The sequence below is a fragment of the Achromobacter aloeverae genome (genome assembly GCF_004121055.1).
In the GTDB taxonomy this organism is placed as follows: domain Bacteria; phylum Pseudomonadota; class Gammaproteobacteria; order Burkholderiales; family Burkholderiaceae_B; genus Bordetella_C; species Bordetella_C aloeverae.
Genome location: NZ_PYAL01000009.1, coordinates 72,744 through 94,730, shown reverse-complemented (window position 1 = coordinate 94,730; position 21,987 = coordinate 72,744). Strand labels below are relative to the sequence as shown.

General features: G+C 69.3%; 15 protein-coding genes. 12 read left to right on the top strand and 3 right to left on the bottom strand.

What is annotated here, in order from left to right; genetic code table 11:
- Positions 1-225: 225 nt before the first annotated feature.
- Together C7R54_RS25935 and C7R54_RS25930 are read left to right on the top strand one after the other, a co-directional pair.
- Entirely contained in the window at positions 226-1,245 is a 1,020-nt protein-coding gene (locus C7R54_RS25935) for an Ldh family oxidoreductase (RefSeq protein ID WP_129153815.1), read from the top strand.
- Positions 1,246-1,444: 199 nt separating this feature from the next.
- Positions 1,445-2,353, top strand: a complete 909-nt coding sequence (locus C7R54_RS25930; protein ID WP_129153814.1) for an NAD(P)-dependent oxidoreductase — start codon at positions 1,445-1,447, stop codon at positions 2,351-2,353.
- 60 nt (positions 2,354-2,413) lie between these two features.
- On the opposite strand, the gene C7R54_RS25925 is transcribed toward C7R54_RS25930, so the two are convergent.
- Positions 2,414-3,244 carry a ferritin-like domain-containing protein gene (locus C7R54_RS25925; RefSeq protein ID WP_129153813.1) on the bottom strand — a complete coding sequence of 277 codons (831 nt, stop codon included), beginning with the start codon at positions 3,242-3,244 and terminating at the stop codon, positions 2,414-2,416.
- 92 nt (positions 3,245-3,336) lie between these two features.
- Here C7R54_RS25925 and C7R54_RS25920 point away from each other — a divergent pair, with 92 nt between their 5' ends.
- The 8 genes from C7R54_RS25920 (at position 3,337) to C7R54_RS25885 (ending at position 13,487) form a co-directional block, all read left to right on the top strand.
- On the top strand, positions 3,337-4,527 hold the full coding sequence (locus tag C7R54_RS25920; protein WP_129153812.1) for a GNAT family N-acetyltransferase: 1,191 nt from the start codon (positions 3,337-3,339) through the stop codon (positions 4,525-4,527).
- A 269-nt stretch (positions 4,528-4,796) separates the two neighbouring features.
- Entirely contained in the window at positions 4,797-6,410 is a 1,614-nt protein-coding gene (locus tag C7R54_RS25915) for a methyl-accepting chemotaxis protein (protein WP_129153811.1), read from the top strand.
- 25 nt (positions 6,411-6,435) lie between these two features.
- Positions 6,436-6,957, top strand: a complete 522-nt coding sequence (locus C7R54_RS25910) for a chemotaxis protein CheW (protein ID WP_129153810.1) — start codon at positions 6,436-6,438, stop codon at positions 6,955-6,957.
- Positions 6,954-8,429 carry a CheR family methyltransferase gene (locus tag C7R54_RS25905; protein ID WP_129153809.1) on the top strand — a complete coding sequence of 492 codons (1,476 nt, stop codon included), beginning with the start codon at positions 6,954-6,956 and terminating at the stop codon, positions 8,427-8,429. Before C7R54_RS25910 ends, C7R54_RS25905 begins: the two co-directional genes overlap by 4 nt.
- On the top strand, positions 8,422-9,126 hold the full coding sequence (locus C7R54_RS25900; RefSeq protein WP_129153808.1) for a chemotaxis protein CheW: 705 nt from the start codon (positions 8,422-8,424) through the stop codon (positions 9,124-9,126). The genes C7R54_RS25905 and C7R54_RS25900 overlap by 8 nt, the downstream gene beginning before the upstream one ends.
- Positions 9,123-11,429, top strand: a complete 2,307-nt coding sequence (locus C7R54_RS25895; RefSeq protein WP_129153807.1) for a hybrid sensor histidine kinase/response regulator — start codon at positions 9,123-9,125, stop codon at positions 11,427-11,429. Before C7R54_RS25900 ends, C7R54_RS25895 begins: the two co-directional genes overlap by 4 nt.
- Positions 11,426-12,466, top strand: a complete 1,041-nt coding sequence (cheB, locus tag C7R54_RS25890; RefSeq protein ID WP_129153806.1) for a chemotaxis response regulator protein-glutamate methylesterase — start codon at positions 11,426-11,428, stop codon at positions 12,464-12,466. The genes C7R54_RS25895 and cheB overlap by 4 nt, the downstream gene beginning before the upstream one ends.
- A gap of 13 nt (positions 12,467-12,479) precedes the next feature.
- Positions 12,480-13,487, top strand: a complete 1,008-nt coding sequence (locus C7R54_RS25885) for a diguanylate cyclase (RefSeq protein ID WP_129153805.1) — start codon at positions 12,480-12,482, stop codon at positions 13,485-13,487.
- Positions 13,488-13,515: 28 nt separating this feature from the next.
- Here C7R54_RS25885 and C7R54_RS25880 read toward each other — a convergent pair whose 3' ends face one another.
- Together C7R54_RS25880 and C7R54_RS25875 are read right to left on the bottom strand one after the other, a co-directional pair.
- On the bottom strand, positions 13,516-13,986 hold the full coding sequence (locus C7R54_RS25880; RefSeq protein ID WP_129153804.1) for a cyanophycin metabolism-associated DUF1854 family protein: 471 nt from the start codon (positions 13,984-13,986) through the stop codon (positions 13,516-13,518).
- A gap of 19 nt (positions 13,987-14,005) precedes the next feature.
- Positions 14,006-16,309 carry a cyanophycin metabolism-associated ABC transporter gene (locus C7R54_RS25875; protein WP_129153803.1) on the bottom strand — a complete coding sequence of 768 codons (2,304 nt, stop codon included), beginning with the start codon at positions 16,307-16,309 and terminating at the stop codon, positions 14,006-14,008.
- A gap of 271 nt (positions 16,310-16,580) precedes the next feature.
- Between C7R54_RS25875 and cphA (C7R54_RS25870) the strand changes: the two genes are divergently transcribed.
- Together cphA (C7R54_RS25870) and cphA (C7R54_RS25865) are read left to right on the top strand one after the other, a co-directional pair.
- Entirely contained in the window at positions 16,581-19,205 is a 2,625-nt protein-coding gene (cphA, locus tag C7R54_RS25870; protein ID WP_129153802.1) for a cyanophycin synthetase, read from the top strand.
- Positions 19,206-19,222: 17 nt separating this feature from the next.
- Complete coding sequence (gene cphA / locus C7R54_RS25865; RefSeq protein ID WP_129153801.1) at positions 19,223-21,805, top strand: cyanophycin synthetase; 2,583 nt, start codon at positions 19,223-19,225, stop codon at positions 21,803-21,805.
- Positions 21,806-21,987: the final 182 nt, after the last annotated feature.

Sequence of the window (21,987 nt, the reverse complement as noted above, 5' to 3'; positions counted from 1 at the left end):
TGCCGTCCTTGACCACGGCGGCCCGACCGGCGCGACGGGAAGGCCGGGGCCGGGGCCGGCGCCGGACCCCGCCGCGCTGGCGTACCATGCAGCGAAAATGCCGTTGGACGCGGATCGACCCGCCACGACATGCGGGACGAATACAAGCGTCATGGGCGCATGGCGCCCATGACCACACGCCGCGACAAGCCGAACCGGAATCATCGAACCCACGGAGTTGCCGAGATGACCACGCTGGACCTGGACACCCTTGAAAACCTCTGCCGCGCCGCGCTGGAAGGCGCCGGCGCCACGCCCGCGATGGCGCGCGACACCGCCGCCGCGCTGGTCTACGCGGAAGCGCGCGGCATCGCCTCGCACGGCGCGTCGCGCGTCCCCTTCTACGCCACGCACCTGCGCAACGGCCGCGCCGACGGCAGCGCGGTCGCCAGCATCGCGCGCGAGCGCGGCGGCGCCGTGCTGGTCGACGCCCACGACGGCCTGGCCTTCCCGGCCTGCGCGCTGGCCATCGAGCAAGCCATCCGCCGTGCCGGCGAGCACGGGGTGTCCTACGCAGGCGTCTGCAACAGCCACCATTTCGGGGTGGCCGCCTATCATCTCGACGCCGTCGCCCGTCGCGGCATGGTGGGCCTGGCCATGGGCAACTCGCCGGCGGCCATGCCCGCGCACGGCGGCAAGCGGCCGCTGTTCGGCACCAATCCCATCGCCGCGGCGTTTCCCCGGCGCGACGCGCCGCCGCTGGTCATCGACCTGTCGCTGTCGGAGGTCGCGCGCGGCAAGCTCATGGTGGCGGCCCGCGAGGGCCGCGAGATCCCCCTGGGCTGGGCCCTGGACGCGCAGGGCCAGCCGACCACCGACCCCCGCGCGGGCCTGGAAGGCAGCATGCTGCCCATGGGAGGCGCCAAGGGCGCCATGCTGGCCCTGATCGTGGAATTGCTGGCTTGTGCCCTCACCGGGGCGCACTTCGGTTTCGAGGCCGACTCCTTCTTCACCGAAGCCGGCAACCGGGCACGCATCGGCCAGGCTTTCCTCGTCATCGATCCGGGCGCCCTGGCGGGGCAGGCGGCTTACCTCGAACGCGTCGAAACCCTGGTCGCCGCCATGCTGGAAGACAGCAACGTACGCCTGCCGGGCCAGCGCCGCGAGGCCCTGGCCGACGGCGCGCGCACGCGCGGCGTGGACATCCCCGACGCCCTGTTGGCGGACATCCGCAAGCTGGCCGCCGGCAAGGCTGGCACGGCCTGACCCGCAGGGCCAAGGCGGCGGCGACGTCGCCTGTAGGCCGGCCTGGCGGCAATGACGAGCGCCCGGAGGCCGGCCCTGGCCCCGCGGGTGCAGCGCACGCGATGCCGCCGGGCCCGCCTCGGCTGCCGGGCGTAAGATGTGGCGATATCGGATATCAGCCACCAGGCAACCACCAGGCAGCCACAAGGAAGGAACAGGCATGGAGACAAACAAGACGGACGGCGACAAGCCTCGCATCGGCATCATCGGCGTAGGCCAGATGGGCCATGGCATCGCCAGCAATATCCTGAAGGCCGGCTATCGGCTGGTGCTGCTGGACCATCCCGGCAACCAGCCGGTCGACGACCTGCTGGCCCACGGCGCGCACAAGGCCCCGACGCCGGCCGATGTCGCGCGCCAGGCCGACATCGTGGTGCTGTGCGTCACCGGCACGCCCCAGGTCGAGCAGGTGCTGCTGCAAGCCGACGGCGTGCTTGCCGGCCTGCGGCCGCAAGGCATCGTCATCGATTGCTCCACGGCCATTCCATCGTCCACCTTGAAAGTGGCGCAAGCGGTGACGCAGGCCGGCGGCCGTTTCCTGGATGCGCCCATGACCCGCACGCCCAAGGAGGCCGCCGAGGGCCGCCTGAACCTGATCGTGGGCGGCGACCGCGCTCTCTTCGAATACTGCCTGCCCCTGTTGCGCAGCTACGCGGAAAACATTACGCATGCCGGGCCCGTCGGCGCCGGCCATCGGCTGAAGCTGCTGCACAACTATGTGTCACTGGGCTTCTCCGCCGTGCTGGCCGAGGCCGCCGCCTGCGCGGAACGGGCCCAGGTGGACCGTGCCGTGCTCATGGATATCCTGGCCAAGGGCGGTGGCGACGGCGTGGTGCTGGGGCGCCTGCGCCCCTACATCGAGCACGGCGACACCAACGCGTTCCGCTTTTCCATCGCGAATGCGCTGAAGGACATGGGCTACTACACCGCCATGGCGGAGGAAACCGGGGCGCCGCATGCCGCCGCCCTGGCCATCCGCGACACGTACGCGGCCGCCAGCGACGCCGGCATCGACCAGGCCCCGGTGCCGGAGATCATCGACTTCCTGGCCGGCTCCGTGCGCAAATAGCGGCGGCCAAGGCGCCGGCGCCGCCTTTCCCGGCCGGCGCCGCGCCTAACCAGCCGCGGGTCAGGCGCCGGCGCCGCTGTCCATCCCGCCTTCCATCAACACCGCCAGCTCGCGCTCGTCGAAGCCGGCGGCCCGGCGGGCGTCCAGGTTGAACGGTCCACGCTGGCGCGGCGCCGCGTAGCGCAGCGCCAGTTCGGCATGCCAGGCCACGGGATCGTGGCCCCCCTGTTCGCATAGCCAGCGGTACCAGCGGTTCCCGATGGCCACATGGCCGATTTCGTCGCGCAGGATGACATCCAGGATGGCCGCGCCGCGGGCGTCGCCCGCCCCGGCCAGCTTGTCCCGGATCAGCGGGGAAGCGTCCAGCCCGCGGGCCTCCAGGATGCGCGGCACCAGGGCCAGCCGGGCGGCCACGTCGCCGCGCGTCTTTTCCGCCATTTCCCACAGCCCGTTATGCGCGGGAAAGTCGCCATAGGCGTGGCCCAAGGTCGCCAGGTGCTCCTCCAGAAGCCGGAAATGGCTGGCCTCCTCGCGCGCCACGACGATCCAGTCGCGATAGTAGGCTTCCGGCATGCCGGGAAAGCGCCAGACGATGTCCAGGGCCAGGTTGATGGCATTGAACTCGATATGGGCCAAGGCATGCAGCAGCGCGGCGCGGCCCTCCGGGGTGCGAGGCGGGCGCGACCTCAGCTTCGCGGGCGCCACCAGCACCGGCTGCGCGGGGCGGCCGGGCAGGTGCGCGGGCTCGGCCAGGATCGCGGCGCAATCCACCGGCAGCGCATCGTCCAGCGCCTGGACCGCCCGCAGCTTGCGCGCGCTGTCATCGAGGACCAGGGCGTCCAGCGCCCCCTGGCGCAGCTCCATGGCCGTGGCTACGTATATGTCTTCCATCGCGGCAGGTTAACAAATCCCGCCTGGGTAGCCGCGGCCGCGTTCTTATAATCACCAGGCCATCCTGCCTGCCTCGAACGCTGCCCGCCTCCATGACCGACCCCCAGCGAGACCCCCGCCCCGCCGACCCGGACGACGCCCGCCTCACGGTCACGCGCACGCTGGATACCGTCGATCCCGATCAGTGGAACGCGCTGGCCGGCCCCCAGCCTTTCCTGACGCACGCCTTTCTGTCCGCCCTGCACGACACCGGCTGCGCGGCGCCCCCGAAGGGCTGGGCGCCCTACTACCTGCTCCTGCGGCGCGCCGGCGTCCTGGCGGGCGCCATGCCCCTTTACGTCAAGACACATTCGCGCGGCGAATACGTGTTCGACCACGCCTGGGCCGAAGCCTTCGAGCGCCACGGGCTGGCCTACTACCCGAAGCTGCTGGCGGCCGTGCCCTTCACCCCGGTCAGCGGGCCCCGCCTGCTGGCGCGCACCCACGCCGACCGTGTACGCCTGGCGCGCGGCGCCATCGAGCTGACCCAGAGCCTGAAGCTGTCCTCCCTGCACGTCCTGTTCCCCCAGGCCGAAGACCAGCGGGCACTGGAGGAAGCCGGCTACCTGGTGCGCCAGGGCGTGCAATTCCACTGGGAAAACACCGGTTACGGCGATTTCGACGCCTTCCTGGCCGCGCTCAATCATGACAAGCGCAAGAAAATCCGCCAGGACCGCAAGAAGGTCGCCGCGGCCGGCATCGCCTTCCGCTGGCTGCAGGGCGCCGCCATCGACGACGAGGCGCTGGCTTTCTTTCACGCCTGCTACGTCGAGACCTATCGTAACCACTGGTCCTCGCCCTACCTGACCCTGGATTTCTTCCGGCGCCTGCGCGACGACCTGCCTGACGCCCTGGTGCTGGTCCTGGCCTGCCGCGATGGCCAGCCCGTCGCCGCCGCCCTGAACATGACCGATGGGCAGGCCTTGTACGGCCGCCATTGGGGCGCCATGGAATTCGTGCCCGGCCTGCATTTCGAGACCTGCTACCTGCAAGGCATCGAATACTGCCTGGCCCACGGACTGGACCGCTTCGAAGGCGGCGCCCAGGGAGAGCACAAGATCGCCCGCGGCCTGCTGCCCACGCCGACCTGCTCGGCGCACTGGATCGCCGACCGCCGCTTCGCCGACGCCATCGCCGATTTCCTGCAGCGCGAAGGCGACGCCATGGTGGCCTATCGCGAAGAACTGGAAGCGCATGCGCCCTTCCGGCAGGACGGCGCCAGCCTCCCCGGCACGCCGTCCTGACCCCCACCCGCCCAGGCGCCTCCCGCCGGTCCAGCCCGGTTCCGGCGTCCGGCGCCCCGCCGGGCGGGTCTGTGTGTTTTTGGCAACGTCCTATCGACGCCGTCTTTTGTTCGAGTGATGCTTGAAGTGATGTAACCGTTCGGCGTATTGTGTCGGATCCTTGCTCGTCCTCTGAAATCCCCTCGCGCGACGGACCAGGGACACGCTGACCATTCCATTCATGACAAAGCGCCTGCGTGAACAGACAACGCGATGGGATATCGACCGCCATGAAAAACATCACCCTGCGGCAACGCCTGCTGACCAGCTTCGCCGCCATCCTCGTCATCATGCTGTTGATGGCGCTGGTGGACTACAGCCGCTTGCTGGCCATAGACAGCGAGGCGCAAGCCATCGACGACGACTCCCTGCCCGGCCTGCAATACAGCGCCCGCATCCTCAGCGCCTGGCAGCAAGGCTATGAAATACTGGGCCAGGCGGTCACGCGACAGACACCGCTACCGGTGCTGCGCGACGCCCTGGAGCGCACCGATGCCAGCCTGAACGAACAGCTGCGCGGCTACGCGCAAAGCGTGTTCATCCTCGACGACCGCGAGGTCTACGAGAATTTCCTGAAGACCATGAACGCCTATCGCGAGGCGCGCACCCGGTTCGTGGCCACGCTGCAGGACAGCGATGCCGTGCATGCGCTGGCGCAGTTGCGCGACAGCGTATATCCCATCTACACCAGCGGCCGCGGCCAGCTGGATCACATGGTGGAGGAGAATAGCGCGCGGGCCGGACTCTCCGTCCAGCACATCATCCAGACGCTGCGCCACGCCGAATGGATCCTGGTCGTCGGCCTGGTCCTCGCCCTGCTCGCCGCCATCGCCTTCGCCGCCCTGCTGATGCGCGCCATCAACAGCCCCATGCGCAAGATCGTCGACAGCCTGGGCCGCTTCGGCAACGGCGACCTGGGCGCCCGCCTGCAACTGGCGCGACGGGACGAATTCGGCGCCATCGAGGCCGGCTTCAACCGCATGGCCGACGAACTCGCGGACCTGGTCGGCAAGGCCCAGCGCTCGGCCATCCAGGTCGCGACCTCGGTCACGGAAATCGCGGCCACGTCGCGGCAGCAGCAGGCCACGGCGTCGGAGGTGGCATCCACCACCACCGAGATCGGCGCGACCTCGCGCGAAATCGCCGCGACCGCGCGCGACCTGGTGCGCACCATGAACGAAGTCTCCACCGCCGCCGACCAGACGGCGGCATTGGCCGATGGCGGCCACCACGACCTGACGCGCATGGAGCAGACCATGCGCAGCGTGGTGGAAGCCGCCGGCTCGGTCAACGGCAAGCTGGGCGTGCTCAACGAAAAAGCGGGCAACATCAACCAGGTGGTGACGACGATCAACAAGGTTGCCGACCAGACCAACCTGCTGTCGTTGAACGCCGCCATCGAAGCCGAGAAGGCAGGCGAATACGGGCGCGGTTTCGTCGTCGTCGCCACCGAGATCCGCCGCCTGGCCGACCAGACGGCGGTCGCCACTTACGATATCGAGCAGATCGTGCGGGAAATCCAATCCTCGGTGGCGGCCGGCGTGATGGGCATGGACAAGTTCTCCGAAGAGGTGCGTCGCGGCATGCATGACATGCAGCAGGTGGGCGAGCAGCTGTCGCAGATCATCCAGCATGTGCAGACCCTGGCGCCGCGCGTGCAGGTGGTCAACGAGGGCATGCAGGCGCAAGCCACCGGCGCGGAGCAGATCAACCAGGCGCTGACGCAGCTGGCGGACGCCACGCAGCAGACCGTCGAATCGCTGCGCCAGTCCAGCGTGGCGATCGAAGACCTGAACACCGTGGCCGGGGATCTGCGAGGCGGCGTCACGCGCTTCAAGCTGTGATGAATCCCGTGATGAACCCCGCGCGATGAACTCCGCCCCCGGCACATCCCCATCCGCCGCCAGCGCGGCCTCGCAGCGGCGCTTGTTCCTGCGCTTCGCCATCGGCGCGGACGTCTACGTGCTGGACACGCGAGAAATCCTGCAAGTGCTGCCGCTCGCGCCCTGCAAGCGGGTTCCGGGCATGCCTGCCTGGGTGGCGGGACTGGGGATGTACCGTGGGCGAACGCTGCCGGTCATCGACGTCACGGCCCTGGCCACGGGACGGGCCGCCGCGCGGCTGACGAGCACCCGCGTGGTGGTGGCCGACAGTCCCGCGCCCGGCGGCGCCCGTGCGCCGCTGGGCTTGATCCTGGAGCAAGCCACCGAGACGGCGCACTACGATCCCTCGGCGTTCATGCCATCCGGCCTGGACCACCGCGATGCGCCTTACCTGGGTCCGGTGCTGGACAGCGGCGGCGTGCTGCTGCAATGGGTGCGCGTCGAAGAGTTGGTGCCGGCGGGGATCCGCGAACGCCTGTTCGGCGTGGCCGGGGAGGCGGCAACATGATCAGCGAGCGGCCGTCTCCGGCGCCCGTCACCAGCGCCGCCTTCAACGATCTGCTCAAGCAGCGCATGGGCCTGGACGCCGACGCCATCGGCCAGGCGGCCATCGACCGTGCCGTCCGCCAGCGCGCGCAGGCCTGTAGCGACGGGGACGCCGCTGCCTACTGGCGGCTGCTGTCCGCCTCGCGGGAGGAACAGCAGCAGTTGATCGAGGCCGTGGTGGTGCCGGAAACCTCGTTCTTCCGCCATGGGGAATCGATGACTGTCCTGGCGTCGCTGGCCCGCCGGCGCCTGGCGGACGGCGGCGCCCTGCGCCTGCTCAGCCTGCCCTGCTCAAGCGGCGAGGAAGCCTATACGCTCGCCATGGCGCTGCTGGATGCCGGCATCGATGGCGGCCGCTTTTCCGTGGTGGGCGTGGACATCAGCGCGCGGCTGATCCGGCATGCGCGCCATGGCGTGTATGGCCGCAATTCCTTCCGTGGCGATGAACTGGGTTTTCGCGCGCGCAACTTCAACGACACGGCCGCCGGCTATTCCATCCTGCCGCGCGTGCGGGCGCAGGTGTCGTTCCAGACGGGCAACCTGCTGGACCCCATGCTGGACCTGGCGCCGGCCGGTTTCGATTTCGTGTTCTGCCGCAACCTGCTGATCTATTTCGACGAAGCCACCCAGCGCGACGCCGTGAAGGTCCTGCTCGGCCTGGCACGGCCGGACGGCTATCTCTTCGTCGGCCCCGCCGAGGCCAGTCTCCTGACGCGCATGGGCTTGCGGCAGATCGAGGCGGCCGGCGCATTCGCCTTTCAGCGCGCGGCGCCCGCCGCGGTGCCATCCCATGCCACCGGCCGCGCCCCGCAACACGCCCGCGCCGGTACAAGAACGTCTCGGAACACGGGCTTCGGCGTCGGTGTCCTTGCCGCCGCGCGGACCCATGCCGGCGCCGGGGCCCCGCACGCGCGCGCCGATGCCGGCACGGCGGGAAGCCCCTCGGCCTTGCAGGCGACGCGTGCCCGTCCCGCGAGCGCGCCGCACCGCGCCGGCCTGGCGGGAGAGCCAGGGCAGCGAGGACAGCAAGGACAGCAAGGACAACAAGGACAACAAGGACAGCAAGGACGGCAAGGACGGCAAGGACAATCGGCCACATCGCTGCGCCCTGGCGTCGCCGCGCCGTCCGATTCCCTGGCGGCGATACAGGCGCTCGCGGACGCGGGGCGCATCGCCGCCGCGCTGGACGCGGCCGCGCGGCACCTGGAAATCCATGGCGCGTCCGCGCCGGCCTATTACCTGATCGGCCTGCTCCACGACGCCTCCGGCGCCAGCGCGCCGGCCGAAGCCGCCTATCGGAAGGCGCTCTACCTGGCGCCGGACCACCAGGAAGCCCTGCTGCACCTGGCGTCGCTGCTGGAGGCGCGCGGCGACGCCAGCGCGGCGCGCCAGTTGCGCCAGCGCGCCGCCCGCGCGGGAGTTCGCCATGGCTGAACGCGACGCCGCCCGCATCGATGATTGCTGGAACCGCGTCGGCATACGCGGAGACCAGTCCTGCCCGCTGCTGCGGGAGCACATCCATTGCCGCAACTGCCCCACCTACGCGGCCGCGGCCAGGCGGCTGCTGGACCGCCAGGCCCTGGCGTCCACGGCGGCGAACGATGTCACGGCGGACAGCGGGGACCGCGCCGCCGCCGGCGGCCATGCCGAGTCCGGCCACGCCTCCTCGCTGTCCGTCCTGGTCTTCCGGCTGGGCGCCGAATGGCTGGCGCTGCCGACGCCGGCGCTGGCGGAGGTGTCGACCATGCGCGCCATCCACACGCTGCCGCGCCGCAGCGGCGTCGTGACCGGGGTATGCAACATCCGCGGCCGTCTGCTCACCTGCATTTCCCTGCCGGCCTTGCTGGGCCTGGCCCCGTCCGCCGTGCCCGCCGCCGGGCCAGCCGCCTTGGCCGCCCCGGCCAAGGCGCTCCCGCGCCTGCTGATCCTCAATAGCGCGCCGCGCGCCGTCGTCGCGCCGGTGGATGAAGTCGAAGGAATCCGCGCCTATGCCGCGGACGCGCTGGGCCCCGTGCCGTCGACGCTGGGCGCCGACCGCTACGCCAGCGCCGTCGCGCGCCACGGCGACCGCGCCATCGGCGTGCTGGATGCCGAGCGCGTGCTGCGCGCCATCGACCGGAGCCTGGCATGAATCCCGGCGACGACATCCGCGACGCCTCCCTGCTGGACCTGTTCCTGCTGGAGGCACGCACCCAGGTGCAGGTTCTCAGCAGCGGCCTATTGGCCCTGGAGCGCGATGCCACGGCCGCCGACCAGCTGGAAGCCTGCATGCGCGCGGCCCATTCCATGAAGGGCGCGGCACGCATCGTCGGCCTGGAAGGCGGGGTGCGCGTCGCGCATGTGATGGAAGACCTGCTGGTCGACGCCCAGGCCGGCCGGCGCGTGCTGGCCGCGGCCGACATCGACCTGCTGTTGCGTGGCGCCGACCTCTTGCTGAAGTTGCCCGACATGGGCGCCGCGGACGGTATCGTGCAAGCCGACGCCTACGTCGCGGCCTTGTCGGAGCACCTGGGTAGTGCTCGCGCCGACACCGGCGCCGGCCTGCCGCAAGGCCGCCTTGCGGACAGCCCTCCGACGGCCTGGTTGCGCCCTGCCGACGGCGACCAGGACCCCGTGCAGGCGGCGACGCCGTCGATATCGCCGTCACCGGTCCACGCGCAGGAAACCGTAGCGCCCACCGCGCCGCGCCGCGCCACCGAGACCGAGCGGGACCTGCGCGTCCATGCCGAGACGCTGGACCGCCTGCTGGGCCTGAGCAGCGAAACCCTGGTCGAATCGCACCGGCTGGGGCCTTTCGCCGCTTCCCTGCTGCAGCTCAAGCGCATGCAGGAACAGCTGTCCCGCACGCTGGCCAACGCCGAACACGGCGCATCCGATGCGGATACCTTGCGGGAAACCCTGGCGCAGGCGCGCCAACTGGCCGACGCATGCCAGCAGACGCTGGGCGATCGCATGGCCCAGGCCGACCAGTTCGGCTGGCGCATCGGCGACCTGGCGCAACGGCTCTACGATGCCTCGCTGGCGTGCCGCATGCGCCCCTTCGGAGATACCACCGGCGGCCTGCCGCGCATGCTGCGCGACCTGGCCCGCGATCTCGGCAAGCAGGTCCGCCTGGTCGTACTGGGCGAAGCGACCCGGGTCGACCGCGATGTGCTCGAACGCCTGGACGCGCCGCTGAACCACCTGCTGCGCAATGCCGTGGACCACGGCATCGAGACGCCGGCGCGGCGCCTGGCGCAAGGCAAGCCGGCCATGGGCACCGTGACGCTGGAGGCGCGCCATAGCGCGGGCATGCTGCTGGTCGAAGTCGCCGATGACGGCGCCGGCATCGACCTGGACGAACTGCGCGACGAAGTCGTGCGGCGTCAATTGGCCAGCGCGGAAGTGGTCGCCGCCCTCAGCGAAGGCGAGCTGCTCAGCTTTCTCTTCCTGCCGGGCTTCACCACGCGCGACGCCGTGACGGAGGTCTCCGGCCGCGGCGTCGGGCTGGATGTCGTGCAGGACATGATGCGCCAGCTGCGCGGCACCGCCCGTATCCATCAACGCACGGGCGCCGGCACCCGGTTCACGCTGGAGATGCCGCTGTCGCTGTCGGTGGCGCGCTGCCTGATCGTCGACATCGGCGAGGAGCGCTACGCCTTCCCGCTGGCCTATGTCCAGCGGGCCCTGACGGTCCGGCGCGACGCCATCGCCCAGTTGGAGGGGCGCCAGCACTTCACCCATGAAGGCCGGCAGGTCGGCCTGGTAGCCGGCCGCCTGCTGCTGCAATATCCTGCCGGCACGCCGCCGGCGGGCGACGTCCCGGTCATCCTGCTGGGCGACGCCTCCCAGACCTTCGGCGTCGCGGTCGACCGCTACGTCGCCGAACGGACGCTGGTGGTGCAGCCGCTGGATCCGCGCCTGGGCAAGCTGCAGGACATCCTGGCGGGCGCCCTGATGGACGACGGCACCCCGGTGCTGATCGTGGACGTCGAGGACCTGCTGCGGTCGATCGAAAAGCGGGTGGCCAGCGGCGACCTGCTGCGGGTGGGTGACGGCCCGCAAGCCGATGACCAGCGCCGCAAGCGCATCCTGGTCGTCGACGACTCGCTGACGGTGCGGGAGCTGGAACGCAAGCTGTTGCAGAATCGCGGCTACGAGGTGGCGGTGGCGGTCGACGGCATGGACGGCTGGAACATGCTGCGGGCCGGCACCTACGACCTGGTCGTCACCGACGTCGACATGCCCCGCATGGATGGCATCGAGCTCGTGACGCGCATACGCCACGATACCCGCTTGCAGTCCCTGCATGTCATGGTAGTGTCCTATAAGGACCGGCCCGAAGACCGGCAACGCGGCCTGGACGCCGGCGCGGACTACTATCTGGGCAAGAGCAGCTTCCACGACGACGCCCTGCTGCAGGCCGTCGAAGACCTGATCGGACGCGCACGATGAAAATAGGCATCGTCAACGATATGCCGCTGGCGGTAGAGGCCCTGCAACAGGCGCTGGCGTTCGATCCCGAGCTGCGCGTGGCATGGGTGGCCAGCGACGGCGCGCAGGCCTTGCAAGCCTGCGCCGCCCAGCGTCCGGACATCATACTGATGGACCTGCTGATGCCGGTGATCGACGGCGTGGAAGCCACGCGCCGCATCATGGCGCACACGCCCTGCGCCATCATCATCGTCACCAGCGACATGGATCGCAATACGACGCGCGTCTTCGAAGCCATGGGCCATGGCGCCCTGGACGTCATCGATACGCCCCGGCTGGGCGGCGCCGATCCCCAGGCCGCCGCCGCCCCCCTCCTGCGCAAGATCCGCAATGTCGGCTGGCTGATCGGCGCCTACGACCGTGGCCGCCCCGCGCAGGCCGCGCCAGCGCTCCAGCCGCGGGCCGCCGCCCCGGCCCCCTACCTGATCGGCATAGGCGCCAGCGCGGGCGGCCCGCCTTCGCTGGCGACCCTGCTGGGCGGCTTGCCGGCCGATTTCCCGGCCGCCATTGTGCTGGTGCAGCATGTGGATGCCAGTTTCGCGACCGGCATGGCGAGCTGGCTGGACGAGCAGGTCGCCCTGCCCGTGCGCCTGGCCGTCCACGGAGAACGCCCCCAGCCGGGAACGGTGCTGCTGGCCGGAACGGACGACCATCTGGTCCTGCATGCCGACGGCACTCTAAGATACACGCGGGAACCCGCCGAAGGGCTGTACCGGCCGTCCATCGACGTGTTCTTCGACAGCATGGCCAGGCATGCCCGGGCGCCCGCCATCGGCATCCTGCTGACCGGCATGGGCCGCGACGGCGCCCGAGGGCTGCGGACCATGCGCCAACGCGGCATGTTGACCATTGCCCAGGACCGCGCCACCAGCGCGGTCTACGGCATGCCCAAGGCCGCCGCCGAACTTGATGCCGCCGTGGAAATACTGCCGCTGGACCTGATCGCCTCCCGTCTGGTCGCCACCCTGGGCGCGACGGCCGCCGCACAGAGAACATAACAAAGGAAGAGCTATGGAACCCGTCATGGACTACACCGGCGGATTGGGCCAACGCCCCCAGAACGCGATGGTATTGCTGGTGGACGACCAGATCATGGTTGGCGAAGCGATACGGCGCGCCCTGGCCGACGAGCCGAATATAGACTTCCATTTCTGCCCCGATCCGCACGACGCCCTGAACGTTGCCACGCAGACCCGCCCCACGGTCATCCTTCAGGACCTGGTGCTGCCCGGCGTCGACGGCCTGACGCTGGTGCGCGCCTATCGCGCCAACCCCGCCACGCGCGACATCCCCATCATCGTGCTGTCCACCAAGGAAGACGCCGTGGTCAAGAGCGCCGCCTTCAGCGCGGGCGCCAACGACTACCTGGTAAAGCTGCCGGACAGCATCGAACTGGTGGCGCGCATCCGCTATCACTCGCGCAGCTATCTTGCCATGCTGCAGCGCGACGAGGCCTACCAGGCCCTGCGGCAGAGCCAGCAGCAGTTGCTGGAGACCAATCTGGAACTGCGGCGCCTGACCAATTCCGACGGGCTGACCGGCCTGGCGAACCGCCGCTACTTCGACGGCTACCTGGGCGCCGAATGGAAGCGCGCGCTGCGCGAAAGGCTGGAACTCAGCCTGTTGATGATAGATGTCGACCACTTCAAGAGCTACAACGACGCCTATGGCCACATGGCCGGCGACGAGGTGCTGAAGAAGGTGGCATCGACCATCGCCGGCTGCTGCGACCGCTCGGCCGACCTGGCGGCGCGTTTCGGCGGCGAGGAGTTCGCCGTCGTCCTGCCTGGCACGCCGGCCGGCGGCGTGCGGCTGATCGCCGAAAAGATCCGCCGCTCCATCGAGGCCCTGCGCATTCCCCATCGCGATTCGGCGACCGCGGAATGGCTTACCGTCAGCATCGGCATGGCCACGCTGATGCCCGAACGCCTGGACTCCTACACCCTGCTCATCGACGCCGCCGATCGCGGCCTGTACGAAGCCAAGCGCCATGGCCGCAATCGCGTCATGACGCAGTAGGCGTCAGGGCGCAAGCGCGTCAGCGGAATCAGAGGAAGCGATCCAGCAGCTTGCGGCTGGCCTTGTCCATCCTGGACAGGTCCCGCACCAGGTAATGGATGCCGTGGCTGTCCGCGATCAGCAGCGTATGCGCGCCCAGGCGGCGTATGTCTTCCTCGCCGCGCAGCACGAAAGTCGTGGGCCCCCGGTCCGTGATCACATCCCAGCTGCTGGGGGTGGCATACCCCTGCACGGCCACGATGCGCTGGATTTCCGGCATGAACTCGCGGCTGGCCAGCTCTTCGCGCAACAACGCGGCGACGTCCGCGGGCAGGTCATCCAGCGATTCGATCCAGGCCACTTCGTGCCCCTCCGCGTCGACCAGCGACAAGCCGCGATCCGGATCGCTGATGGGAAAGGCACGCACCGGCAGCACCCCTTCGCGGGCCACGCCGTCGGCGCCGGTATGGACCAGGCGGCCGAGGGCATTGCGATGCAGGCCGAAGGCTATTGAACTCATCCGAGCGAATTCCTCATCCTCAAGATAGCACCAGGTCGTCGTCGTCCTCGGTCTGCGCCTCGGCTTCGGCCGCCCGCGCCTGGGCCTGGTACAGCCGATAGTAGGCGCCCTCGCGCGCCATGAGTTCGTCATGGCCGCCCTGTTCGACGATCTGCCCGCGATCCAGCACGACCAATTGGTCGGCCTTGCGCAGCGTGCTCAAGCGATGGGCGATGGCGATCGTCGTGCGGCCGCGCACCAGGTTGTCCAGCGCGATCTGGATTTCCTTTTCGGTGGCGGTATCGACCGAGGACGTCGCCTCGTCGAGGATCAGGATGCGCGGATCGATCAACAGCGCGCGGGCGATGGAAATCCGCTGCCGCTCGCCGCCCGACAGCGCCTGGCCCCGCTCACCCACCAGCGAATCGTAGCCATGCGGCAGGCGCAGGATGAACTCGTGGGCGTGCGCCGCGCGCGCGGCAGCCATGATGTCCTCGCGCGAGGCGTCCGGCTTGCCGTAGGCGATGTTCTCGGCGATGGTGCCGAAGAACAGGAAAGGCTCCTGCAGCACCAGGCCGATATTGCCGCGGTACTGCGCCACCGACATCGCGCGGATATCGACGCCGTCCACCAGGATCGCGCCTTCCGAGACATCGTAGAAGCGGCAGATCAGGTTGATGAGCGTGCTCTTGCCCGAACCGCTGTGCCCGACCAGGCCGATCATCTTGCCCGGCGCGATGTTGAGGTCCAGGCCGCGGATCACCGACCGGTTGCCGTAGCGGAAACCGACGCCGCGCAACTCGATGCGGCCTTCGACATGCGGCACCGGCACCGGCCGGACGGGCTCCGGCACGCTGGATACGTGGTCCAGGATATCGAAGATGCGCTTGGCTCCCGCCGCCGCCTTCTGCGTCACGGACACGATGCGGCTCATCGAATCCAGGCGCGTGTAGAACCGGCCGATATAGGCCAGGAAGGCGGCCAGCACGCCCACCGTGATCTGGTGGCGCGACACCTGCCAGATGCCGTAGATCCACACCACCAGCAGGCCGATTTCCGTCAGCAGCGTCACCGTGGGCGAAAACAGCGCCCACACGGTATTCACGCGGTCGTTGACTTCCAGGTTGCGGTTATTGGCGTCGCGAAAGCGCTGCACCTCGCGTTTTTCCTGGGCGAAGGCCTTCACCACCCGGATGCCCGGAATGGTATCGGCCAGCACGTTGGTGATCTCCGACCAGACCCGGTCGACCTTCTCGAAGCCATGGCGCAGGTGGTCGCGCACCACGTGGATCATCCAGGCGATGAAGGGCAGCGGCACCAGCGTCACCAGCGCCAGCCAGTGATTGATGGAGATCAGGATGGCCGCGGTCATCACGATCATCAGCACGTCGGTGGCGAAATCCAGCAGGTGCAGCGAAAGAAAGACGCAGATACGGTCGGTTTCGCTGCCGATGCGCGCAATCAGGTCGCCCGTGCGCTTGCCGCCGAAATACTCCAGCGACAGGTTCTGCAGATGGGCATAGGTCGCCGTGCGCATGTCCGCGCCGATGCGCTCGCTGACCCAGGCCAGGATATAGGTCCGGGCCCACCCCAGCACCCAGGCCAGCAAGGCCGATCCCAGCAGGCCCAGCAGCAGCCAGCGGACGTGGTCGTAGTCGATCGCCGCCCCGCTCTGGAACGGGATCAGCACGTCGTCCATCAGCGGCATGGTCAGATAGGGCGCGACCAGGGTGGCGGCGGTCGCCAGCAAGGTCAATACGAAACCGGTGATGAGCGGCGCGCGATAGGGCCGCGCGAAGCGCCACAGGCGCAGCAGCGCCCAGGTCGACGGCGGCGCCTGGGTCTCCGCGCCGCAGGAGGGGCACTCTTCCTGGCCCGCCGGCAGCGGCGCCTGGCAGCTGGGGCAAACCCGGTTTTCCTGAAGAGCAGGCGGCTCGACGGCCGCGTCTCCCCGCGCGCTCAGGGTCGAATGCCGCCGCGTGTAGGCGTCGAGCAGGCGCAAAGCCGCGGGATTGTGGCCCAGCGTATAGCGCCAGACCGCCAGCCGCGCATGGTCGTCGTAGAGCTCCAGCGCACCTGCCCCCGCATGGTCGGACAAGGTCAGCGTGCGGGTATCGGCCAGGGCCCAGCGGCGCCATTCGGCATGGTCGGCATCGCGCGCCAGGATGGCGCGATCGGTCACCAGTAACAGGCCTGGCCGGAACTTAAGCGCCGTATCGAGGTCTAGTTCCAGCCATGCCAGCACCGTTTCATTCTGGTCCAATTGGGCCAGAATGTCGGCACGCCAGGCGCTGGGCAATAACTGACCGTCGTATGTGGTGGAAACAGACGAATGATTCTTCATCGAAAACGTTCAAAGCCGCGGCCGGACCAAGGCAAGTTCGCGGTTTCGGCCGGGGGGCTGAAAACGTGTTCCTTCCTTACAACAGAGCAAGCGCCATGACCGAGGGGCAATGCCCGACAAAAAGGGCCTCATTTTCTATAATCGACAACATCTGCCAGAATCGCGCAGACACACAAAAAGCGCTAAAAACGCGCCTCGGTCCTCTCGCGGCCCTGCCGCAAATGCCTGGATGCCCTTCCGTCCGCCATCGGATATCTCCTCAAATTAAAACATGAAAAAGAAAGACATTGAATTTCTCGATGTCGTGGCTTTGCGCGGCCCGAACATTTGGACCTACCGGCCGGTGCTGGAAGCCTGGGTGGACATAGGCGAGCTGGAAGACTTTCCCTCCAATACCATCCCCGGCTTCTACGAGCGCCTGTCCACCTGGCTGCCCTCGCTGATCGAGCATCGCTGCAGCCCCGGCGTGCGGGGCGGTTTCCTGCAACGCCTGCGCGAGGGCACCTGGCCCGGCCATATCCTGGAACACGTCACGCTGGAGCTGCAGAACCTGGCCGGCCTGCCCGGCGGCTTCGGCAAGGCTCGCGAGACCTCCAAGCGCGGCGTCTACAAGGTGGTGGTGCGCGCCTGGCAGGAACAGGTCACGCGCGCCGCGCTGGCCGAAGGCCGCGACCTGGTCATGGCTGCCATGGAAGACCGCCCCTTCGACGTCGACGCCACGGTCGCGCGGCTGCGCCGCCTGGTCGACCGCCACTGCCTGGGACCGAGCACGGCCTGCATCGTCGACGCCGCGGACGACCGCGATATCCCATATATCCGGCTGTTCGAGGGCAACCTGGTGCAATTCGGCTACGGCGCCCGCCAGCGCCGGATCTGGACCGCCGAAACCGACAAGACCAGCGCCATCGCCGAAGGCATTTCGCGCGACAAGGACCTGACCAAGTCGCTGCTTTCCGAATGCGGCGTGCCGGTGCCCGAAGGCCGGCTGGTCGAAAGCGCCGCCGAAGCCTGGGAAGCCGCGCAGGACATCGGGCTGCCCGTGGTGATCAAGCCCTATGACGGCAACCATGGGCGCGGCGTCTTCACCAACCTGACCTCCTACGAGGAAGTCGCCTCGGCCTATGCCGTGGCGGAGGAGGAAGGCAGCGGCGTGATGGTCGAACGTTTCGTGGTCGGCAACGAGCACCGCCTGCTCGTGGTGGGCGACCGCATGGTGGCCGCCGCCCGCGGCGAGCCGGCGTGGGTCGTTGGCGACGGCGTGTCCACCATCGACGAACTGATCGAAAGCCAGATCAACTCCGACCCCCGCCGTGGCCGCGGCGAGGACTGCCCCCTGAACCCGGTGCGCCTGGATTCCGCGGCGCGCCTGGAAGTCGCCCGCCAGGACCTGACGCCCGAGGCGGTGCCGGAAGCCGGCCGCCGCGTGCTGATCCAGCGCAACGGCAACGTCGCCTTCGACTGCACGGACGCGGTCCACCCCGAGGTCGCGCGGGCCGTGGTGCTGGCGGCGCGCATCGTCGGCCTGGACGTGGCCGGCGTCGACCTGGTGGCCGAGGACATCTCCCGTCCGCTTGAGGAACAGCGCGGCGCCATCGTCGAAGTCAACGCCGGCCCCGGCCTGCTGATGCACTTGAAGCCGGCCGAAGGCCAGCCTCGCCCGGTGGGGCGCGCCATCGTCGACCATCTGTTCCCGGAAGGGGAAGACGGCCGCATCCCGGTGGTGGGCGTGACCGGCACCAACGGCAAGACCGTGGTGTCGCGCCTGATCGGCCGCCTGCTGTCGCTGTGGGGCAGGCATGTGGGCGTGGCCTGTAGCGAAGGCCTCTATTTCGACCGCCGCCAGGTGCAGAAGGGCGATTGCGCCAACTGGGCCGCGGGCCGCCGCGTGCTGATGAACCGCTCCGTCGACGCCGCCGTCATCGAGAACAGCAGCGCCGTCGTGCTGGGCCAGGGCCTGGCCTATGACCGCTGCCAGGTGGGCGTGGTCACCAACATCGACGCCGCCGACCACCTGGGCGACTTCGACGTGGGCGACGCGGATCGCATGTTCAACGTGCTGCGCACCCAGGTGGACGTGGTGCTGCCCACCGGCACGGCGGTGCTGAACGCGCGCGATCCGCGCGTGGTGGAAATGGCCGAGCTGTGCGACGGCGAGGTGCTCTATTTCGGGCTCGATCCCGCCAACCCCGTCATCGCCGCGCACCTGGCGCAGGGCAAGCGCGCGGTCCTGGTCCGCGACGGCCAGGTCATCATGGCCACCGGCGCGCAAGAAGAGGCCCTGTCGGCCGCGGTCACGCTGCCCCTGACCCAGGGCGGCCGCGTCGGCTTCCAGCTGGAGAACGTGCTGGCTGCCGTCGGCGCCGCCTGGGCGCTGGGCGTGCCCGCCGACCTGATCCGCGTCGGCATCGAGACCTTCGATATCGACCAGGCAGACGCGCCCTGGCAATTCACCCCCTACGAACGCGATGGCGCCACCGTGGTGGTCGACGGCGCGCACAACGTCTCGGCGCTGAACGCGCTGGCCGACGCGATCCAGCATTTCCCCGCCAGCCACCGCACCATCGTCTACGGCGCGGGCCTGGACCGCCGTGACGAAGACCTCGTGACCCAGGGCCTGGCGCTGGGCGCCGTCTTCGATCGCGTGGTGCTCTACGACGACGCCACCGTGCCCAGCAAGCGGCCGGCCGGCCAGGCCCGCGCGCTGTTGCGCGCCGGCCTGGAACAGGCCCGGGCCGGCGGCCGCGTGACGGAGATCGTCGACGAACCCGACCACGCCCATGCCACCAGCGATGCGCTGGCCCGCCTGCGTCCCGGCGACTTCCTGCTGCTGCAAACCGACGAAGGCGCCTCCGAACCCACCATCAACCTGGTCCGCCGCTGGATCCAGCAAAGCTGACGACAGGAATCATCCGCATGGAAGTCTCACGCATACGCGCGTTGCGCGGCCCCAACCTGTGGAGCCGCAACACCGGCATCGAGGCCATCGTGGCCTGCACCGACGCCGAGTGCTCGATCGACCGACTGCCGCAGTTCGAAGCCCAGCTGCGCAAGCGTTTCCCGCAACTGGGACTGCTGCGTCCCGAAGGCCATCTGGAAGACGTTTCGCTGGCGCACACGCTGGCGCATGTCGCGCTGTCGCTGCAAGCCCACGCGGGCTGCCCGGTCACCTTCTGCCGTACCCAGGCCACCGTCGAACCCGGCATCTACCAGGTGGTGTTCGAATACAGCGAGGAGGCCGTCGGCCGCCTGGCGCTCGAACTGGCCGAACAGCTGTGCCTGGCCGCCATGAATGACCAGGCCTTCGACCTGCCCGAGGCGCTGGCCCGCCTGCGGGAGATGGACGAGGACTTGCGCCTGGGCCCCAGCACCGGCTCCATCGTCAACGCCGCCGTGGCGCGCGGCATCCCCTACCGCCGCCTGACCCAGGGCAGCATGGTGCAATTCGGCTGGGGTTCGCGCCAGCGTCGCATCCAGGCCGCCGAGACCGACCTGACCAGCGCGATTTCCGAATCGATCGCGCAGGACAAGGACCTGACCAAGATGCTGCTGGATGCCGCCGGCGTGCCGGTGCCGCTGGGCCGCACGGTCGACAGCGTCGAGGATGCCTGGGCCGCCGCGCAGGCGCTGCAAGGGCCGGTGGTCGTCAAGCCGCGCGACGGCAGCCAGGGGCGCGGCGTCGCGGTCAACATCGAAACCCGCGAACAGATCGAGGCAGCCTACGCCGCCGCCGAGGCCATCAGCGACGACGTCATCGTCGAGCGCTATATCCCGGGCCACGATTTCCGCATGCTGGTGGTCGGCGACACGCTGGTGGCCGCCGCGCGCCGCGATCCGCCGCAGGTCTCCGGCGACGGCACGAGCACCATTCGCGAACTGGTGGCCAAGGTCAACACCGACCCGCTGCGCGGCGACGGCCACGCCACCACGCTGACCAAGATCCGCATCGACGACATTGCGCTGGGCGTGCTGGCCAAGCAGGGCCATACCGCCGACTCCGTGCCGGCGGCCGGCGAGCGCGTGGTCCTGCGCAACAACGCCAATCTCAGCACCGGCGGGTCGGCCACCGACGTCACCGACGAAGTCCACCCCGAGCTGGCCGCGCGCGTGGTCACGGCCGCGCGCATGATAGGCCTGGACCTGTGCGGCGTGGACGTGGTGGCGGAAACGGTGCACCAGCCGCTGGAGGAGCAGCGCGGCGGCATCGTGGAAATCAATGCCGCGCCCGGGCTGCGCATGCACCTGAACCCGTCGTTCGGCAAGGGCCGCGCGGTAGGCGAGGCCATCATCGCCAACATGTACAAGGAAGGCGAGGACGGCCGCATTCCCGTGGTCGCCGTGGCCGGCACCAACGGCAAGACCACCACGGTGCGGCTGACGGCGCACATCCTGGGCCAGGATGGCAAGACCGTGGGCATGACCAATTCGGACGGCGTCTACATCGGCGACCGCCGCGTCGACACCGGCGATTGCAGCGGCCCGCGCAGCGCGCGCAGCGTGCTGCTGCACCCCGACGTCGACGCCGCCGTGCTGGAAACCGCGCGTGGCGGCATCCTGCGCGAAGGGCTGGCGTTCGATCGCTGCGATGTCGCCATCGTGACCAACATCGGCATGGGCGATCACCTGGGCCTGGGCTACATCAGCACGGTCGAGGACCTGGCGGTGGTCAAGCGCGTCATCGTGCAATACGTCAGCGCCAAGGGCACGGCAGTGCTGAACGCGGCCGATCCCATCGTCGCGGAGATGGCCCTGGCCTGCCCTGGCAGCGTCACCTACTTCGCGCAGGACAAGAACCATCCCCGCATGATCACGCATCGCGCGCAGGGCCTGCGCGTGGTCTATCGCGACGGCGAAAGCATCATCGCGGCGCAGGGGGCCGACGAGCACGCCATCGCGTTGTCCGCCATTCCGCTGACCCGCAATGGCAGCATCCCCTTCCAGGTGGAGAACGCCATGGCCTCCATCGCCGCGGCCTGGGCCCTGGGCGTGGACTGGTCGCAGATCGAGCGCGGCCTGGGCAGCTTCGTCAACGATGCGGCCTCGGCGCCGGGACGCTTCAACGTATTCGACTATCGCGGCGCCACCGTGATCGCCGACTATGGCCACAACCCGGACGCCATGATCGCGCTGATCCAGGCCGTCGACGCCATGCCGGCCAAGCGCCGCGTGGCGTTGATCAGCGGCGCGGGCGACCGCCGCGACGAGGACATCCGGCGCCAGACCGAACTGCTGGGCGAGGCCTTCGACGACGTGCTGCTGTACCAGGACCAGTGCCAGCGCGGCCGCGCGGACGGCGAGGTCATCGCCCTGCTGCGCGAAGGCCTGCGCAATGCCGGACGCACCACGTACTCGGACGAGATCGACGGCGAGTTCGTCGCCATCGACGCGGCGCTGGCCCGCCTGGCGCCGGGCGACCTCTGCCTGATCCTGGTGGACCAGGTGGAGGAAGCCCTGGCGCATATCGCGCAACGCATCACGGAAAGCGGCGGACGGGCCTGAGCTGGCCCCCGCCACAGGCTGAGGCAAGCTCCCACGGGCCGAAGCAAGGTCTCGCCCGCCAAGGCAAGGTCTTGCCTGCCAAGGCAAGGTCTTGCCCGCCAAGGCATGGTCTTGCCCGCCAAGGCATGGTCTCGCCGGCTGTGGCTTGGTCTCGCCGGCCAGGGCAGACCACCCCCGCCCAC

What these genes read in the sequence shown, in the direction of transcription:
- C7R54_RS25935 (WP_129153815.1), top strand. Translation starts at nt 226, where the DNA reads ATGACCACGCTGGACCTGGACACCCTTGAAAACCTCTGCCGCGCCGCG.
- C7R54_RS25930 (WP_129153814.1), top strand. Translation starts at nt 1,445, where the DNA reads ATGGAGACAAACAAGACGGACGGCGACAAGCCTCGCATCGGCATCATC.
- C7R54_RS25925 (WP_129153813.1), bottom strand. Translation starts at nt 3,244, where the DNA reads ATGGAAGACATATACGTAGCCACGGCCATGGAGCTGCGCCAGGGGGCG.
- C7R54_RS25920 (WP_129153812.1), top strand. Translation starts at nt 3,337, where the DNA reads ATGACCGACCCCCAGCGAGACCCCCGCCCCGCCGACCCGGACGACGCC.
- C7R54_RS25915 (WP_129153811.1), top strand. Translation starts at nt 4,797, where the DNA reads ATGAAAAACATCACCCTGCGGCAACGCCTGCTGACCAGCTTCGCCGCC.
- C7R54_RS25910 (WP_129153810.1), top strand. Translation starts at nt 6,436, where the DNA reads ATGAACTCCGCCCCCGGCACATCCCCATCCGCCGCCAGCGCGGCCTCG.
- C7R54_RS25905 (WP_129153809.1), top strand. Translation starts at nt 6,954, where the DNA reads ATGATCAGCGAGCGGCCGTCTCCGGCGCCCGTCACCAGCGCCGCCTTC.
- C7R54_RS25900 (WP_129153808.1), top strand. Translation starts at nt 8,422, where the DNA reads ATGGCTGAACGCGACGCCGCCCGCATCGATGATTGCTGGAACCGCGTC.
- C7R54_RS25895 (WP_129153807.1), top strand. Translation starts at nt 9,123, where the DNA reads ATGAATCCCGGCGACGACATCCGCGACGCCTCCCTGCTGGACCTGTTC.
- cheB (WP_129153806.1), top strand. Translation starts at nt 11,426, where the DNA reads ATGAAAATAGGCATCGTCAACGATATGCCGCTGGCGGTAGAGGCCCTG.
- C7R54_RS25885 (WP_129153805.1), top strand. Translation starts at nt 12,480, where the DNA reads ATGGAACCCGTCATGGACTACACCGGCGGATTGGGCCAACGCCCCCAG.
- C7R54_RS25880 (WP_129153804.1), bottom strand. Translation starts at nt 13,986, where the DNA reads ATGAGTTCAATAGCCTTCGGCCTGCATCGCAATGCCCTCGGCCGCCTG.
- C7R54_RS25875 (WP_129153803.1), bottom strand. Translation starts at nt 16,309, where the DNA reads ATGAAGAATCATTCGTCTGTTTCCACCACATACGACGGTCAGTTATTG.
- cphA (WP_129153802.1), top strand. Translation starts at nt 16,581, where the DNA reads ATGAAAAAGAAAGACATTGAATTTCTCGATGTCGTGGCTTTGCGCGGC.
- cphA (WP_129153801.1), top strand. Translation starts at nt 19,223, where the DNA reads ATGGAAGTCTCACGCATACGCGCGTTGCGCGGCCCCAACCTGTGGAGC.